The sequence below is a fragment of the Nocardia sp. NPDC055053 genome (assembly GCF_053608285.1).
The window spans coordinates 34013-49050 of record NZ_JBSGVD010000011.1; the positions used below are offsets into that span (position 1 = coordinate 34013).

14 protein-coding genes are annotated in these 15038 nt (G+C 68.3%); 4 read left to right on the plus strand and 10 right to left on the minus strand.

Annotated elements, in window-relative coordinates:
• Window positions 1–7 precede the first annotated feature (7 nt).
• The 3 genes from ACWF82_RS14100 to ACWF82_RS14110 all read right to left on the minus strand — a co-directional run bounded on the left by ACWF82_RS14100 (window position 8) and on the right by ACWF82_RS14110 (window position 1035).
• The gene (locus ACWF82_RS14100) at window positions 8–349 is read right to left on the minus strand and encodes a hypothetical protein (protein WP_452501202.1); all 342 of its coding nucleotides are present in this window, start codon (window positions 347–349) and stop codon (window positions 8–10) included.
• Between the two features lie 92 nt (window positions 350–441).
• Window positions 442–750 (minus strand): DUF6802 family protein, encoded by a 309-nt coding sequence (locus tag ACWF82_RS14105; protein WP_452501204.1) that lies wholly within the window; start codon window positions 748–750, stop codon window positions 442–444.
• A gap of 93 nt (window positions 751–843) precedes the next feature.
• Window positions 844–1035 carry a PspC domain-containing protein gene (locus tag ACWF82_RS14110; protein ID WP_019045152.1) on the minus strand — a complete coding sequence of 64 codons (192 nt, stop codon included), beginning with the start codon at window positions 1033–1035 and terminating at the stop codon, window positions 844–846.
• A 322-nt stretch (window positions 1036–1357) separates the two neighbouring features.
• On the opposite strand from ACWF82_RS14110, the gene tnpB reads away from it, so the two are divergent.
• From tnpB to ACWF82_RS14125, 3 genes are read left to right on the plus strand one after another with little or no spacing between them, the layout of a single operon-like run.
• Entirely contained in the window at window positions 1358–2923 is a 1566-nt protein-coding gene (gene tnpB, locus ACWF82_RS14115) for an IS607 family element RNA-guided endonuclease TnpB (protein WP_452501206.1), read from the plus strand.
• Window positions 2920–4560 carry an ABC-F family ATP-binding cassette domain-containing protein gene (locus ACWF82_RS14120; RefSeq protein WP_452501208.1) on the plus strand — a complete coding sequence of 547 codons (1641 nt, stop codon included), beginning with the start codon at window positions 2920–2922 and terminating at the stop codon, window positions 4558–4560. Before tnpB ends, ACWF82_RS14120 begins: the two co-directional genes overlap by 4 nt.
• Before the next feature lie 8 nt (window positions 4561–4568).
• Entirely contained in the window at window positions 4569–5003 is a 435-nt protein-coding gene (locus ACWF82_RS14125) for a hypothetical protein (protein ID WP_452501210.1), read from the plus strand.
• Between the two features lies 1 nt (window position 5004).
• Here the strand turns inward: ACWF82_RS14125 and ACWF82_RS14130 are convergent, their stop codons facing one another.
• The 6 genes from ACWF82_RS14130 to ACWF82_RS14155 all read right to left on the minus strand — a co-directional run bounded on the left by ACWF82_RS14130 (window position 5005) and on the right by ACWF82_RS14155 (window position 12063).
• Window positions 5005–5370 carry a hypothetical protein gene (locus ACWF82_RS14130; RefSeq protein ID WP_452501212.1) on the minus strand — a complete coding sequence of 122 codons (366 nt, stop codon included), beginning with the start codon at window positions 5368–5370 and terminating at the stop codon, window positions 5005–5007.
• 131 nt (window positions 5371–5501) lie between these two features.
• Complete coding sequence (gene glmM / locus ACWF82_RS14135) at window positions 5502–6839, minus strand: phosphoglucosamine mutase (protein ID WP_452501214.1); 1338 nt, start codon at window positions 6837–6839, stop codon at window positions 5502–5504.
• Window positions 6840–7003: 164 nt separating this feature from the next.
• Window positions 7004–7519: a 30S ribosomal protein S9 gene (rpsI, locus tag ACWF82_RS14140; protein ID WP_378853193.1), complete on the minus strand. Its 516-nt coding sequence runs from the start codon at window positions 7517–7519 to the stop codon at window positions 7004–7006.
• On the minus strand, window positions 7516–7959 hold the full coding sequence (rplM, locus tag ACWF82_RS14145) for a 50S ribosomal protein L13 (RefSeq protein ID WP_022567307.1): 444 nt from the start codon (window positions 7957–7959) through the stop codon (window positions 7516–7518). Before rplM ends, rpsI begins: the two co-directional genes overlap by 4 nt.
• Before the next feature lie 176 nt (window positions 7960–8135).
• Window positions 8136–9470 (minus strand): hypothetical protein, encoded by a 1335-nt coding sequence (locus ACWF82_RS14150; protein WP_452501216.1) that lies wholly within the window; start codon window positions 9468–9470, stop codon window positions 8136–8138.
• A gap of 73 nt (window positions 9471–9543) precedes the next feature.
• Window positions 9544–12063 (minus strand): FHA domain-containing protein, encoded by a 2520-nt coding sequence (locus ACWF82_RS14155; RefSeq protein WP_452501218.1) that lies wholly within the window; start codon window positions 12061–12063, stop codon window positions 9544–9546.
• A 99-nt stretch (window positions 12064–12162) separates the two neighbouring features.
• On the opposite strand from ACWF82_RS14155, the gene ACWF82_RS14160 reads away from it, so the two are divergent.
• Window positions 12163–13605 (plus strand): metallopeptidase, encoded by a 1443-nt coding sequence (locus tag ACWF82_RS14160; RefSeq protein WP_452501220.1) that lies wholly within the window; start codon window positions 12163–12165, stop codon window positions 13603–13605.
• Window positions 13606–13692: 87 nt separating this feature from the next.
• Here the strand turns inward: ACWF82_RS14160 and ACWF82_RS14165 are convergent, their stop codons facing one another.
• Window positions 13693–15036, minus strand: a complete 1344-nt coding sequence (locus tag ACWF82_RS14165; protein ID WP_452501222.1) for an FHA domain-containing protein — start codon at window positions 15034–15036, stop codon at window positions 13693–13695.
• Between the last annotated feature and the right edge of the window lie 2 nt (window positions 15037–15038).

The window sequence follows — 15038 nt, forward strand, 5'->3', positions numbered from 1 at the left end:
TCAGTGCTCACTTCGCACCGGTCCGGTCGAGGGCTCGTGCAGTGTTCTTGTCGACTTCGGTGAACTCGACGGTCGCGTTGCCGATCGCCTCTGCGGTGGCCTCGGTCGAGGTTGTCCACACCTTCAGCCAGGTGACCGTTCGCTCGATGCCCTGCGCGATCCGCACCCCGTAGTCCACGTAGGCGCGGCCCGCTTCGGATTCGGCGCCGTTGCGGCCCGCGCCCCAGCTGTTGTCCTCGACGTTCTTCGCCGCCGTACGTAGCTCGGACACAGTGGTTTTCAAGCTGTTGACCGATGTGGTCATCTGGCTCTGGTTGACGACAACTCCGCCGGAAACTTGCGTGCCCATCCCCCACCTCCGCTGCTTGCGGCGCGCCCCGACGGCGCCCCTACCTACTTGGACGCGGGAACCCGCCCGCAGGTTCCCCCTGCGGAGCAGAATTACTCCCCCAGATTCCCCTGGTCCGTCCGCCGCCACTCCGACGTCCCATCGGGAAACCGGTGGTACTCCCACGCCGCATAATCCCCATCCGCCTCGACCACCGTCACATGATCGGCGATCCCGTCATGGTCGAAGTCCGACCAGACGCTGGTGTCGTGGGGCGTGGCGTCGGTGAGGGAGTCGACCACTCCGTCACCGTCGAGATCCTGGGATGGGGAGTGGAGCTCGACCGGGCCGAGGCCGCCGAGGGATGAATGGGCGTCGATGTCGGGTAGGCCGAGGCCGGGGATGTCGCCCGAGGTGACCATGGGACTCCTCCTCAACGGAAAACTCGCGGATGACGGCGCGGTGAGACTGTCACCATCTTGTCATCCGCGAGCGGGTGCCGGAGCGGTCGGGCGCTACTTCTTGGGCATGATCAGCCACAGGACCAGGTAGAGGAGGAACTGAGGACCGGGCAGGAGGCAGGAGACGACGAAGACCAGGCGGACGATGTTGGCGTTCCAGCCGAAGTACTCGGCGATGCCACCGCAGACGCCGGCGATCCATTTGTCGCTGGTCGAACGGGTGAAGCGGCGGGCAGGCGCAGTCATTGGTGTTGCCTTCCTGTCGTGCAAGTGATGACTCCACTGTGCCGATTACGGGTGGGCGCCGGCATCGGTAGCAGGACCGATACGCACCCTGATTTCTGCCAGACTCGAACTCAGGGTCACACCCCGAGAAGGCCGATCCTTCGGGGCATGCCCGCGTACATACGATCTTCAGGCGACGATCTTCCACGGACGAGGCCGATCCGAGGTCCGATGGGGCAGTTGGAACTTCGGTTTGCATGGCTCGGCATGACCGAAGGTGTATACATGGTGGCGTGATGGCGGCGGTGGGGGCGCGGGTCAACCTGGCGACGGCGGCTGTCTGATGGCCACATTCGTGATCCCCGATGGTTGGGTGGTCCAGGCCTACCGGTACGCACTGGATCCCACTCCTGCCCAAGCGCGGGCGCTGGCGTCACACACAGGTACGGCGCGGTTCGCGCACAATCACATGCTGGCGTTGGTGAAGGCAGTGCTGGATCAGCGGGCCGCCGAACGCAGCTACGACCTCACCGCCGATGAGCTCACTCCGTCGTTGGGATGGTCACTGGCCGCACTACGGAAGACCTGGAATACCCGCAAAGGTGAGCACGCGCCGTGGTGGAGCGAGAACTCCAAAGAGGCGTACAACACCGGTTTGGATGGGTTGGCGCGGGCACTGGACAACTGGTCGAAGTCCCGAACCGGCCTGCGTGCGGGCATGGCGGTAGGGTTCCCGCGGTTCAAATCGGCGCGGTCAAGACGATCGGTGCGATTTACCACCGGCACCATTCAAGTCGACACCGACCGCCACCACATCACCCTGCCGCGTCTTGGCACAATCCGCACACACGAGTCAACGAGGAAACTCGCCCGCCGGATCGACAGCGGTCGTGCTCGGGTGTTGTCGGCGACCGCGGCCCAGGATGCCGCCGGGCGCTGGTACTGCTCTTTCCAGACGATCGTGGCGGCAAAGACCCTGCCCGAGCACGCTGCCAGGTCACGGCACCCGGTTGTCGGGGTCGACGTCGGAGTAAAGAACCTCCTGTTGGTCGCCACCCCTGACGGCACAGAAATCATTCGTGTCCGGGCCCCGAAACCGCTAGCTCGCGCCCAAAAACGGTTGCGGTCGTTGCAGCGCACGAGTGCCCGCCAGCACGGCTGCTACAACCCTGTCACCCAGACAAAACAGCAGCCATCAAGGCGATGGCGCACAACCAAGGGGCGGATCGGGAGGATTCATGCCCGCGCTGCCAATGTGCGCCGGGATGTCCTACACAAAGCCACCACCGCGCTTGCCCAGCAACACGACGTCATCGTGGTGGAGACGCTCAACGCCTCCGGCATGCGCTCGGGCGGTGGTGCGTACAAACGTGGCCTGAACCGCGCCTTGGCCGATGCTGCGCTGGCCATGATCAGGCGCATGCTGGCCTATAAGACCCGCTGGTATGGCTCTACTTTGATCGAAGCCGATCGATACTTCCCTTCTTCGAAGACGTGTTCGGCGTGTGGTGGGCGAAAGCCAAACCTGACACTCGCCGATCGCACCTACAACTGCCAGCATTGTGGTGTCTCGATCGATCGTGATCACAACGCCGCAATCAACCTCGCCCGCCTCGGCGGGACCGGTATCGGGAGTAGCCCGACCGCCAACCATCGGGTTGGAGATGGACGTGGAGCCAGGCAGAAGACCCCACCCGCGCGAGCGGATAGGGCAGCGGGCAATGAAGCGTCAACCCGGCACGAGACCGAATCGGGTTTCGGTCAGTCCGGGACTGCCGTGCAAGCGATGACTCCACTGTGCCGATCCGAGGCCTCCGCCCGCATCGGTCGGCAGACCCATCCGCACCCTGATTTCTGCCGGGCCCGATCTCAGGGTGCTACCCCTAGGCGGGCAGACTTAGACAGGTGAGCACGACATTGCAAGCCACCGGTCTGTCCGCAGGCCACGCCGAGCGGACCCTCTTCGCCGACCTCGACTTCACTCTCGCCCCTGGCGACGTGATCGGGCTGGTGGGAGTGAACGGTGCCGGCAAGTCGACGTTACTGCGGATGCTGTCCGAGCGCACGGCCGGCGGCGGCGCCATCACCTTGAGCCCGCCGGACGCGACGGTCGGCTACCTGGCGCAGGAGCCGGAGCGGATCGACGGCGAGACCGTGCTCGAATTCCTCTCTCGCCGGACCGGCGTCGCCGTTGCCCAGCAGGTGATGGACGCGGCGGCGGAGCGTCTCGGCGAAGGCGGGGAAGATGACTACTCGCCCGCACTCGAGCACTGGCTCGCCCTCGGTGGCGCCGATCTGGATCAGCGCGCCGAGGAGGTGGCCGCCGATCTCGGCCTCACCGACGGACTCGCGAACGGCCTGGACACCCCGATGACGGGTCTGTCCGGCGGACAGGCGGCGCGGGCGGGTCTGGCCTCGGTGTTGTTGTCGCGCTTCGACATTCTGTTACTCGATGAGCCGACCAACGATCTCGATCTGGACGGTCTTGACCGGCTGGAGCGCTTCGTCAAAGGCATCCGGGTGCCGCTGATGGTGATCAGTCACGATCGGGAGTTCCTGGCGCGCACCGTGAATCGGGTGCTGGAGCTGGATCTGGCGCAGCAGCAGGTCGGGCTCTACGACGGCGGGTATGAGGCGTATCTGGCCGAACGCGAGATCGCCCGCAAGCACGCCCGCGAGGCCTACGACGAATTCGCCGACACCAAGGCGGGTTTGGAGGCGCGGGCGCAGATGCAGCGCAACTGGCTCGAGCACGGCGTGCGCAACGCGCGACGTAAGGGCAAGAACGACTCGGACAAGATGGGCCGCAAGACCCGTGCGGAGTCGACCGAGAAGCAGGCGGCCAAGGCCCGCCAGACACAGCGCCGGATCGAACGCCTAGACGTGGTCGAAGAGCCGCGCAAGGAGTGGGAGCTGCGGATGGAGATCGCGGCCGCGCCCCGCAGCGGTGCGGTGGTGGCGACCGCGGCCAATGCGGTCGTGCGCCGAGGCGAGTTCACCCTCGGCCCGATCACCACGCAGATCGACTGGGCCGACCGGATCGTGCTCACCGGTGCCAACGGTTCCGGCAAATCCACCCTGCTCAGCCTGCTGCTCGGCAAGATCGTCCCCGATTCCGGCTCCGCCGCACTGGGTTCCGGCGTCGAGATCGGCGAGGTCGACCAGGCACGCGGGCTGTTTCGCGGATCGGAACGGCTGACCGACACCTTCAGCGCGGCGATGCCCGACTGGCCCGACGCCGACGTCCGCACACTGCTGGCCAAATTCGGCCTGCGCGGCCCGCATGTGACCCGCGCCTGCGACACCCTCTCCCCCGGCGAACGAACCCGCGCCGCGCTGGCCTTGCTGCAGGCGCGCGGGGTGAATCTGCTGGTCCTGGACGAGCCGACCAACCACCTCGACCTGCCCGCCATCGAACAGCTCGAGCAGGCCGTCGAATCCTTCACCGGCACGCTGATTCTGGTGACGCATGATCGCCGGATGCTGGATTCTGTTCGCGCGACCCGCCGTTGGCACATGGCCGGTGGATCGCTCACCGAGGATTAGGACGCACCATGGACCTCACACTTGGCATCGATACCCGCGTCACACTGCTCGTCACCGGCCTGATCTTCCTGATCGCCTTGCTGCTCGGGGTGTGGAAATACCATGGCATCCGCACCTCGGCCGAGGGCGCGGCGCACATCTACGTCGACATCGCGCACCGCGCCGCCCTGCTGTATTCCTTCGCCGGGATCCTGCTCGCGGTGTTCACCGAGCTCAGCGCGTGGCCGACGGCGGTCAACCTGACGGCGGACCTGGTGATCCTCGCGTTCTTCGTCGGCGCGATCGCCAGCTACGTGCTGCACGGCTGGCGGCGCGATACCACCAATCAATTCGCCGGCACCACCATCCCCGCCGCGCTGCGGATGTCGATGTACGGGCTGATCGCGGGCGAGATCCTCGGGTTCCTGGTGCTGTTCAGCGGTTTCCTCGTCGGCCAGTTCTAGCTCAGAACGACTGCACCACAGCCATTTCCGCGGCACCGAACAGGTCGATGCCGGAACCGAGCGCGGCGCCGATCAGCCCGGCGGCACCGGTGACGACAAGTATCGCCACGACAACGATCAGCGACCGCGAGCGCGGCACCCGTGGTACGGGGAACGAATACCCGCGCGACGGTTCAGGGACCGGCTCGTAGTGCTCGACCGGCTGGCCGTAACCCTCGTCCCGGATCGGGACGGTGTGCGAATACCCTTGCGGCACCTCACGGCACCCCGGCCTGCCACACGCCCCACCACAGCGGTGATACGGATCGTATTCGAGCGGGTAGCGGTCCTCGTCGCGGTAGTTCCGGGCAGGCAGCGGCGGCACCATGAATCGCCCCCTTCGAATCGTGTTGCGCGCCAAACTGTCCGGTGCGCCAAGCAGCACACTCGCCACCAGCACACAGGTCAATACGGCGTAAGCCGATATTAGATGGACCTGGCGTAACCCGCCAGGCAGATCTAGACCGCCGCGACCTGCTTGGCCAGATCGTCGGCGAGCTGGCGCGCCTGCGCCGGATCGGTGGCCTCGACCATCACCCGCACCAGCTGCTCGGTTCCGCTGGGCCGCAACAGCACCCGGCCGGACTCACCGAGCACGCGCTCGGCCTCGGCGACCGCTTCGCGCACCTCGGGATCGGCGGCGACGGCGGCCTTGTCGCTGACCGGCACGTTCACCAGCACCTGCGGCACGGTGCTCATCACCGCGGCCAGCTCGCCGAGCGGGCGCCCGGTCTGGGCCATCCGCGCCATCAGCCGCAGCCCGGTGAGCACACCGTCACCGGTGGTGCCGTAGCGCGGGAACACCACGTGACCCGACTGCTCACCACCCAGGCTGTAGCCGCCGCGGCGCAGTTCCTCGAGCACGTAGCGGTCACCGACGGCGGCGGTGAGCACGGTGATCCCGGCGGCGCGCATGGCGATGTGCAGACCGAGGTTGCTCATCACGGTCGCGACCAGGGTGTTGTCGACGAGCTCGCCCGCGTCGCGCATCGCCAGCGCCAGCACGGCCATGATCGCGTCACCGTCGACGATCTCGCCCGCGGCGTCCACCGCGAGGCAGCGGTCCGCGTCGCCGTCGAGGGCGATGCCGAGGTCGGCGCCGTGCGCGAGGACGGCGGCGCGCACGGCCTCGAGGTGGGTCGACCCGCAGCCGTCGTTGATATTGAGGCCGTTGGGTTCGGCGTTGATCGCGATCACCGTCGCGCCCGCCTCCCGGTACACCTGCGGGGCCACCTCGGCGGCCGCGCCGTGCGCGCAGTCGACGACGACGGTCAGCCCGGACAGGTCCTGGCCGGTGGATTCGAGCAGATGCTCGACATAGCGTTCGTGGGTGCCCTCGACGGTGTAGTCGCCGCGCACGCGGCCGATGCCGGCGCCGGTCGGGCGCACGGTGACGCCTTCGGCGATCAGGGCTTCGATCCGCTGTTCCACGGCGTCGTCGAGCTTGTGCCCGCCCGCCGCGAAGATCTTGATCCCGTTGTCGGGCATGGGATTGTGCGAGGCGGAGATCATCACGCCGAAGCACGCGTCGTAGAGGCCGGTCAGGTACGCCACGGCCGGGGTCGGCAGCACGCCCACCGAGAGGACGTCGACACCCGCCGAAGTCAGGCCCGCGGTCACCGCGGCCTCGAGCATCTCGCCGCTGGCCCGCGGATCACGGCCGAGGACCGCGACCGCGCGCTTCTTGCCGCGCGAGAGCACCTGCGCCGCCGCGCCGGCGACGCGCATCGCCAGTTCCGGACTCAGCGAGTCGTTGGCGAGTCCTCGAACACCGTCGGTGCCGAACAGCCGTCCCATAAAACCCTCTACTTGTAGTAGGTCCCCGAATACAGCACGAGAGCAGGCGACCAGCCGTGCTGGAAGCCTGCTCTCGCACACGTGCTCCGCCGACCGGGCCCATCCCCGCTCTCGCGGGGAGCATACCTAGCGGATGCGAAAGACGGCGGTCGACAGTGCGTAAATCAGCGCTTCGAGTACTGAGGCGCCTTACGGGCCTTCTTCAGACCGTACTTCTTACGCTCGGTGGCACGCGGGTCACGGGTCAGGAAGCCGGCACGCTTGAGCGCGGGACGATCCTCCGGGGTGACCTCGATCAGCGCACGGGCGATGGCCAGACGCAGGGCGCCTGCCTGACCCGAGGGGCCGCCACCGACCAGGCGAGCGTAGATGTCGAAGCTCTCGACACGCTCGACGGTGACCAGCGGGGACTTCACGAGCTGCTGGTGCACCTTGTTCGGGAAGTAATCCTCGATGGTGCGGCCGTTGAGCTCGAAGTTGCCCGAGCCGGGAACCAGGCGCACGCGAACGACGGCTTCCTTACGGCGGCCGACGGTCTGCACCGGGCGATCGATCACGATCGGGGCGTAGGTGGCTTCTTCGACGTACTCGGCTTCGTAGCCTTCGCCGTCTTCGACAACCTCGACCACGGTCTCGTCGACCGCGTCGAACTCTTCGTTGAACTCTTCAGGAGCGGTCACTGGGCCACCTGCTTGATCTCGAACGGAACCGGCTGCTGCGCGGCGTGGGGGTGGTTCGGGCCTGCGTAGACCTTCAGCTTGCCCGCGATCGCGTTACCCAGCTTGTTCTTCGGGATCATGCCCTTGACGGCCTTCTCCACGAGACGATCGGGACGGGTCGCCAACACCTCGCCGACAGTGCGCGACTTGAGGCCGCCCGGGTGTCCGCTGTGGTGGTGGATCAGCTTGTCCTGCTTCTTGTTGCCGGAGATGGCAACCTTGTCCGCGTTGATGATGATGACGAAGTCGCCACCATCGACGTGCGGTGCGTAGGTCGGCTTGCCCTTGCCGCGCAGCAGGCCAGCGGCCTGCACGGCGAGACGGCCGAGGACTACGTCAGTGGCATCGATGACGTACCACTTGCGGGTGACGTCACCTGCCTTGGGGCTGTACGTAGGCACAGTCGTTCCCTGTCTGTCGTCGGTGTTGCCGGCCACGGGTGTGGTCGAGAGCGTCCCGGCGGCCGGTGGAGACCCGGGACATCGAGGAGACGCCGATCCGCGAACGGTTCGACGTTCCACACGCCAGCGAGCAACGATACCAGCTACGCATGACGCCACCACAATCGGGCGCTGAGCTAGATCACCACCGGTGGGCCTGGATCGGTCGCGCCTGCGGGACCAGGGATGAGGTAGCGCAGTGTGTCGATGCCGGGGGTGACGCAGGCTTGGTCCTCGATCAGGCCGCCACCGCGCGCGCTCGCGATGCCCTCGGGCGGGACCGTGTTCGCGTACGGGGTGAACGCGCAGCTCACGAACTCACCGTCGGCCGCGGCCGCGGGAGCGGTGGCGCCCGCGTGCCAGGCCGTCGCGGCGAGCGCGACCGCGCCGACAACGGCCGGTGCGCCGAAGAAGCCCTTCTTCATCTTGCCGAGCAGCTTGCCCCTGCGCTCGTCGTCGTCGGGTTCGTCGAGCGCGTGCCGCCCGCCGGACTGCGCGGGCGGACCGGCGACGAAACCGGCCGGACTCGGCGGCTGACCGGTGGTCGGCGCCGCGGGCGGGGCACCCCAGCCGACCTGCGCGGCATAGCCCTGGCCAGGGTGCTGGGACTCGGGGTAGTCGTCCTCGTCGAGTTCCGGCTCGGTGACCAGCAGGTGCGCCGCGCCGAGCACCAGCGCGTGCATCGGATGATCGGCCACGTGCAGGCGCTGACCGAGATGGTTCTGGAAGGCCAGCCGCAGGGCGTCGTTGAAGCAGACATTGCCCGCCAGCAGCACCGTCGAGGTGTCGGCGCCGATCGAGCGGGCCGCGGCCATCGCCTCGATCACCACGTTGTCGGCCGAGCGGGCGTCACGCAGCGCCTCGGCGCCGACGGCGACCTCCACCGATTCGGTGGGCTGTTCGTCGTCGCCGTGCACCGCGACGACCAGCAGGGTGCGCCCGTCGGAGTACACGCCGGTGGCGCCGATGCCGTTGCGGTGCCGCTCGCTCGGCGGCGAGACCAGGCCGAGCGCGCGCACATAACCCGACAGCGCGACGCTCTCCGGCAGCGGCTCCACGACCACGTCGAGCTGCTCGACGAGCGCGGCGTAGGTCTCGACCTTCTCCTCCGGCCAGGTGTCCGGGTACGGCAGCGCGACCAGCTGCGGCTTGCCGCGCAGGTACTTGCCGACCGCGGCGAGCGGGTTGTACAGCCTGGCCCGGAACACCAGCTCCGCGGGCCAGGTTGCGCCGGCGATCACGATCTGCGGGTGCCCGAGGATGTCGCGCACGTCGGCGATGGCCATGCCGAGGTCCGGCCGCTGCCGGTCGACGCCTGCGGTGTGCAGCCTGCCCGCCGCGTCGGCGAGGAGGTAGGCGGGTGGGGTGTAGGTGCCCTCCACCTGAACCGGGCGGATCGGAGTCTCACCGCCGCCCGCGGCAACGGACACCACATCCCACCCCAGATGCAGGGCCCCAACTCGAACGGTCACAGGCTCAAGTGTGCCCGGTCGGCGAGCGACACGCGCATCATGCCCGCCGATATGGCCCTGACCTTGCGATCCCTCATGCCTGTGACTTCTTCAGGCGCAGGCGGCTCCAGGTGATGGCCGCCAGGATCGAGGTGATCACGATGAGCAGCACGATGTCGAGAATCCAGATGCCCGGCTTGTGTTCCCACAGCGCGTCCTCCTGTGCACCGATGACCAGCTCGCGCAGATCCACCGTCGACGCGCCGGCGGCATAACCCCAGCGCGACGGGAACAGATACGACACCTGCTCGAGGCCCGCCCGGTCGGTCACCGGGATCAGACCGCCCGCCATCACCAGCTGCACCATGATCATCACCACGAGCATCGGCATGACCTGCTCGTTGGACTTGGCCAGGCTCGACATCAGCAGACCGAACACCACACAGCAGACCGCGGTCATCGCGATGACCAGGTACAGCTCGACGCTGCCGTTCGGGATCAGCGCGCCCTCCGGCGGCGCCTTCTTGCCGATCAGCGTGATGCCGACCAGCACCGCCGACTGCAGGAACGCGGTCACGCTGAACACCACGATCTTGGCCATCAGATACGCCGAGGGCAGCAGGCCGACCGCGCGCTCCCGGTGGAAGATCGACCGCTCACCGACCAGGTCACGCACGGTGAGCGTGGCGCCCATGAAGCACGCGCCGAGGATGAGCACCACGAGCAGCTGCTGTGCCTCACCACCGCTGGACCGCGCGAACGAACCGTCCGGCTGGGCGATCAGCGGGCCCTCGGTGAAACCGTCAGTACCCGGCACCACCAGCGACAACGCGCCGAGGATGAACGGCAGCACCACGAGGAACGCCAGGTAACCGCGGTCGGCGAAGATCAGCCGCAACTGCCTGCGCGCGAGGGTGCTGAACTGGCGCATCCCGCTCGATTGCGGCGGCGCGCCCGCGTTGCCCCGCTGCAACGGCTGGGGTGGCGGCGGTGGCGGCACGTACGCCTGCCTGGACCGGTAGGCCGCGAAGGCCTGGTCCGGGTTGGCCGCGACCTTGGCGAAGATCTCCGCCCAGTCCGACGTGCCGAGCGCGGCGCCGACGCCGCCGGGATGACCGGCGAAGGCGGTCTTGCCACCCGGCGCGAGCAGCACCACCTGGTCGCACATGTCCAGGCAGGCCACCGAGTGGGTCACCACGATGACCACGCGACCGGCGTCGGCCAGTTCGCGCAGCATCTGCATGACCTGCCGGTCCAGCGCAGGGTCGAGACCCGAGGTCGGCTCGTCCAGGATCAGCAGCGACGGGCCGGTGAGCAGCTCCATCGCCACCGACGCGCGCTTGCGCTGACCACCGGAGAGCCGGTCGACGCGGGTGTCGGCGTGCTGGGTGAGCGAAAGCTCCTTCAGCACACCGTCGATCACCTGCTGCCGGTCGGCCTTGGTGGTGTCGGGCGGCAGCCGCAGTTCGGCGGCGAAGCCGAGCGCCTGGCGGACGGTGAGCTGGCGGTGCAGCACGTCGTCCTGCGGGACCATGCCGATGCGGGAGCGCAGCGCCTCGTACTCGGCGTGCAGGTTGCGGCCCTCGAAGGTGACCACACCGCCGGAGGGCTGGGTGCTGCCCGCGATCAGCTTCGACAGCGTCGACTTGCCCGCACCCGACGGGCCGATCAGCGCGGTGAGCGTGCCACGCCCGGCCTGCATGTTGACATCGACGAGCAGCTGCTTGTTGCCCTCGACCGTGAAGCCGACCCCGTGCACCGTCAGGCCGAGCTCCGCGACCGGCTTCTGCCGATGCGCCAGCGCCCCCTGGGTGACGACGAAGTCGATATTGCCGATCGTGACGATGTCGCGCTCGCGCAGCACGGTGCGCTGCTGACGATGACCGTTGACGAACGTGCCGTTGGCCGACCCGAGGTCCTCGATGACCAGCCCCTCGGCCGAGGACACCAGGCGCGCGTGCTGGCGCGAGGCCAGCGGATCGTTCACCACGATCTGGTTGTCGGAGGTACGGCCGATGCTCAGGCCGCCGGGCGGGATGCGGTCACCGCGCGCGACCGGCTCGGTCGAGGCCGCCTTGCGCACCGGCGGCAGCATCGACGAGTCGGCACGGCGGGTCATGTTGATGTTGTCCTGCGGCGCCATCGGCTGCGACGGCAACTGCGAGGTGGGCGTGAACTGCGGCTGCTGGTGCGGGGTCGGTCTGGACTGCGGCGGGAAGGGCTGCTGCGGACGCTGCGGCGGGCGATGCTGCTGCGGCTGCGACGGCGCCGCCACCATGGTGGCGGCGTGGCGCGAGGCGGGCGCGGCAGGCACCAGATGCAGCAGCGGTCCACTGATTGCGTCCCCCAGACGCACCTGTGTGGGCCGGTCGATCGACACGGGCTGGCTCAGCTTGCGCGCGTCGACGAAAACGCCGTTGGTACTGCCGTTGTCGGCGAGTACCCAGGCTCCGTTCTGAAAGCGCAGAGTGGCGTGCACGCGCGATACCAGCGGACTGTCCACGAACAGAGTGACCTCGGGCGCACGGCCCATGGTGATCTGCTGGCTCGCTTCGAAGACTCGTTCGGTTCCATCATGGCGCACGGTGATGGTCTGCGCCCCCGGTGAAGACATGGAGCGGATACTATGCCATCGCCCGGACATCGGCGGTGCCCCCGAGACGGCTTGCTGTCCCGATCCGGCGACCCGTATCCGGCCGACCAGGGGGAATAGATGAAAGGCCAAGTGCTCGTTGCGATCACTGCCGTGCTATGCGCACTGCTGAGCGCGGGTTGCACGCGAGCGATCGATGGCCACGGTGTCTCGATCTACGACGACCCGTTCCAGGTGGCGGGGTTGCCGACGACCGGCGGGCCGAACGGGCCGCGACCGGGAGTCCCCGATTCGACGCTGACCGCGTCCAATGGCGACGGCGGTGAGGTCGACGCGCTGGCGCTCAACGCGATCGACGACATCCAGGCCTACTGGCAGTCCGTGTTCGGCGCCGAGTTTCGCGGCGAGACCTTCGAGCCGGTGGAGAAACTGATCTCCTGGAACGCCCGCGCCTCCCGCAACCAGGCGATCGAGTTCTGCAAGGAAACCACCTACCACCTGGTCAACGCCGCCTACTGCCGCAGCGACAACTCCATCGGCTGGGACCGCGCGATGCTGCTGCCGACCATGACCGAGACCTTCGGGAAGATGTCGGTGGTCATGGTGCTTGCCCACGAGTACGGGCACGCCATCCAGACCATGGCCAAGCTCGTCACCAAGAAGACGCCGGTGCTGGTCAAGGAACAGCAGGCCGACTGCTTCGCCGGCGCGTTCATGCGGCACGTCGCCGAGGGCAAATCGAAGCACTTCACCATCAACACCTCCGACGGCCTGAATTCCGTTCTGGCCGCGACCGTTTCGATCCGCGACTCCGACCCCGACGATCCCGAGAGCGTGCACGGTTCGGCGTTCGAGCGGGTCACCGCCGTGCAGATCGGCTTCACCGACGGCCCGCGCGGCTGCAAGGGCATCGACGACGAGGAGATCGACCAGCGCCGGGGCAATCTGCCGCAGAGCTTCTCCGGCGATCAGGGCCGCGGCGAGTTCCCGGTCTCCCAGGCCAACCTGGTCGAACTGAGCAAGGCGCTGCAAGCCATCCTGCCGGTCCGCGACGCTCCGTCCTACGACTACTCCGGCGCCCGGATCGACTGCAAGGACGGCGCGGTCACCGAACCGGTCACCTACTGCCCCGCCAAGAACGTCATCGCCACCGATGTGCCCGGCCTCGCCGAACGCGGCTCGGTCGACACCGAGGACGACGGCCCGCTCCCGGTGAAGGTCAGCGGCGACTACAACGGCTATATCGTGTTCATCTCGCGCTACACCCTCGCCGTCCAGCGCAGCCAAGGTCAGCAGCTGACCGGCGCGAAGACCGGCCTGCGGGCGGCCTGCCTGTCCGGCGTGGTCACCGGCAAGCTCGCCCAGCCCGGCCGTCCGGCCGCCCAGGGCGACATCCAGCTCTCCGCGGGCGACCTCGACGAAGCGGTGTCCGGGCTGCTCACGGATGGTCTGGCTGCCAGCGATGCCGAGGGGAATACCGTTCCGAGCGGGTTCTCGCGTGTGGACGCGTTCCGGGCGGGGGTTCTCAACGGTGAGACGACGTGTTTGTCGCGGTATAGCTAGTCCCGGCGAAATCGTGCAATTCGACGTCGTCCAGTCAGATATCTGACCGGCACACGGCGGATTGCACGAATACGCCAGTCCTGCCGATCAACCGAACGGCGGCGGCGCGGCGGGCTCATACCGCAGCACCCGGTTGCCGATCATCACCTCGGTGCCCGGGATCAGCACCATCGGCTGGTTGGGCGTGAGCCGGACCCAGTCGCGGTAGCCGGGCAGGCGGGAGCGGGTGCCGTTGGTCGACCCGCGGTCGATGAGCTGGACGTCCCAATTCACCAGGTGCACTTCGGCATGCGCCCGCGACATACCGCCGGAGGTGTCGTCCACACGCAGCGGGATGAGGCCGCGCTGGGCCGCCTCGGAGTTCTCCGGGTCGCGGCCGATCACCGCGTCGGCGGCCAGCAGGTAGGTCATGCCGTCGTCGAGGACGAGCATGCCCAGCGGCGGGCGTACCACTTCGGCGAGCGCCTGGGTCTGGTCGACCGGCATGCCGCACACGGTGCAGAACGCCGAGCGCGGATCGCTGGGATGCGCACGCGCGCACTTGAATCCCATCACCTTGACCGTGAGCACCGTCGACCGCGCGGTCGCCTCCAGGCGTCGCTGCAGGTCCGGGTCGGGTTCGGGCGCTGGGTTGGTGCCCGCGAGCCGGGTCTCGGCATTGTGCGGATCGGCGGGTGGCGCAACCGAATACGGGCCGACCGCCGAATGTGCCGGGCCGGTCGCGCTGGTCGCCGCGTCCATCATCGACGTCGCGGGCTGCATGCCGGTAGCGGGCGGTTCGGCCGGACGCGAATCCGCCTGCGTGGGACGCGGTTCCCGATCGATCCGGGCGGTCGGTGGCGGCGGCCTGCGCGTCTCGCCCGCTGGCTCGGCCGTGCGGACCCGCGACCGCACTCCGTTGGACCACACGACCGCGCCACCGGCCTGCGCGATCCCTTCGACCAGCCACCCCACGCCGCGTTCCGGCGGCAGGTCGGGGATGCGGCCCTTGGCGTCGTCGACGAACAGCGCGACCGCCTTGGCCGGCTCGGACGCCACCCGGTCGACGGTGAACGCGGCGTCGCTGCCCCGGTAGTACTCGGTGGTGCCGTCGCCGGCGAGCACCGCGGTGACCGCGCCGTGCAGGAAGATCGCCACCCCGCCGTTGGCCGCGGCCGAGAGCACCCCGAAATCGATAGGCGTGCCCGGCGAGATCTGTTCGGCGTACTTCATGAGCCAGCGGGTCGCCTCCCGCGCGACCACCGCACCGGGACCGGCCGGTTCGTCCTCGGCGGCGGCGCGCACCAGCTCGGCCAGCGATTCCAGCGCGACCGCCGCGGTGTCATCGGGGGTGAGCCTGCCGTGCCCGCGATGGGCGACCACGATCACCGCGCCCGCGACGCGCGCGACCGCATGACTTCCGAGCACAACTTCGACCTGCCGATCCCTCACAG

Excerpts from the sequence above, each read along its gene's own strand:
- ACWF82_RS14100 (WP_452501202.1), bottom strand. The coding sequence starts at position 349 with ATGGGCACGCAAGTTTCCGGCGGAGTTGTCGTCAACCAGAGCCAGATG.
- ACWF82_RS14105 (WP_452501204.1), bottom strand. The coding sequence starts at position 750 with ATGGTCACCTCGGGCGACATCCCCGGCCTCGGCCTACCCGACATCGAC.
- ACWF82_RS14110 (WP_019045152.1), bottom strand. The coding sequence starts at position 1,035 with ATGACTGCGCCTGCCCGCCGCTTCACCCGTTCGACCAGCGACAAATGG.
- tnpB (WP_452501206.1), top strand. The coding sequence starts at position 1,358 with ATGGCCACATTCGTGATCCCCGATGGTTGGGTGGTCCAGGCCTACCGG.
- ACWF82_RS14125 (WP_452501210.1), top strand. The coding sequence starts at position 4,569 with ATGGACCTCACACTTGGCATCGATACCCGCGTCACACTGCTCGTCACC.
- ACWF82_RS14130 (WP_452501212.1), bottom strand. The coding sequence starts at position 5,370 with ATGGTGCCGCCGCTGCCTGCCCGGAACTACCGCGACGAGGACCGCTAC.
- glmM (WP_452501214.1), bottom strand. The coding sequence starts at position 6,839 with ATGGGACGGCTGTTCGGCACCGACGGTGTTCGAGGACTCGCCAACGAC.
- ACWF82_RS14155 (WP_452501218.1), bottom strand. The coding sequence starts at position 12,063 with ATGTCTTCACCGGGGGCGCAGACCATCACCGTGCGCCATGATGGAACC.
- ACWF82_RS14160 (WP_452501220.1), top strand. The coding sequence starts at position 12,163 with ATGAAAGGCCAAGTGCTCGTTGCGATCACTGCCGTGCTATGCGCACTG.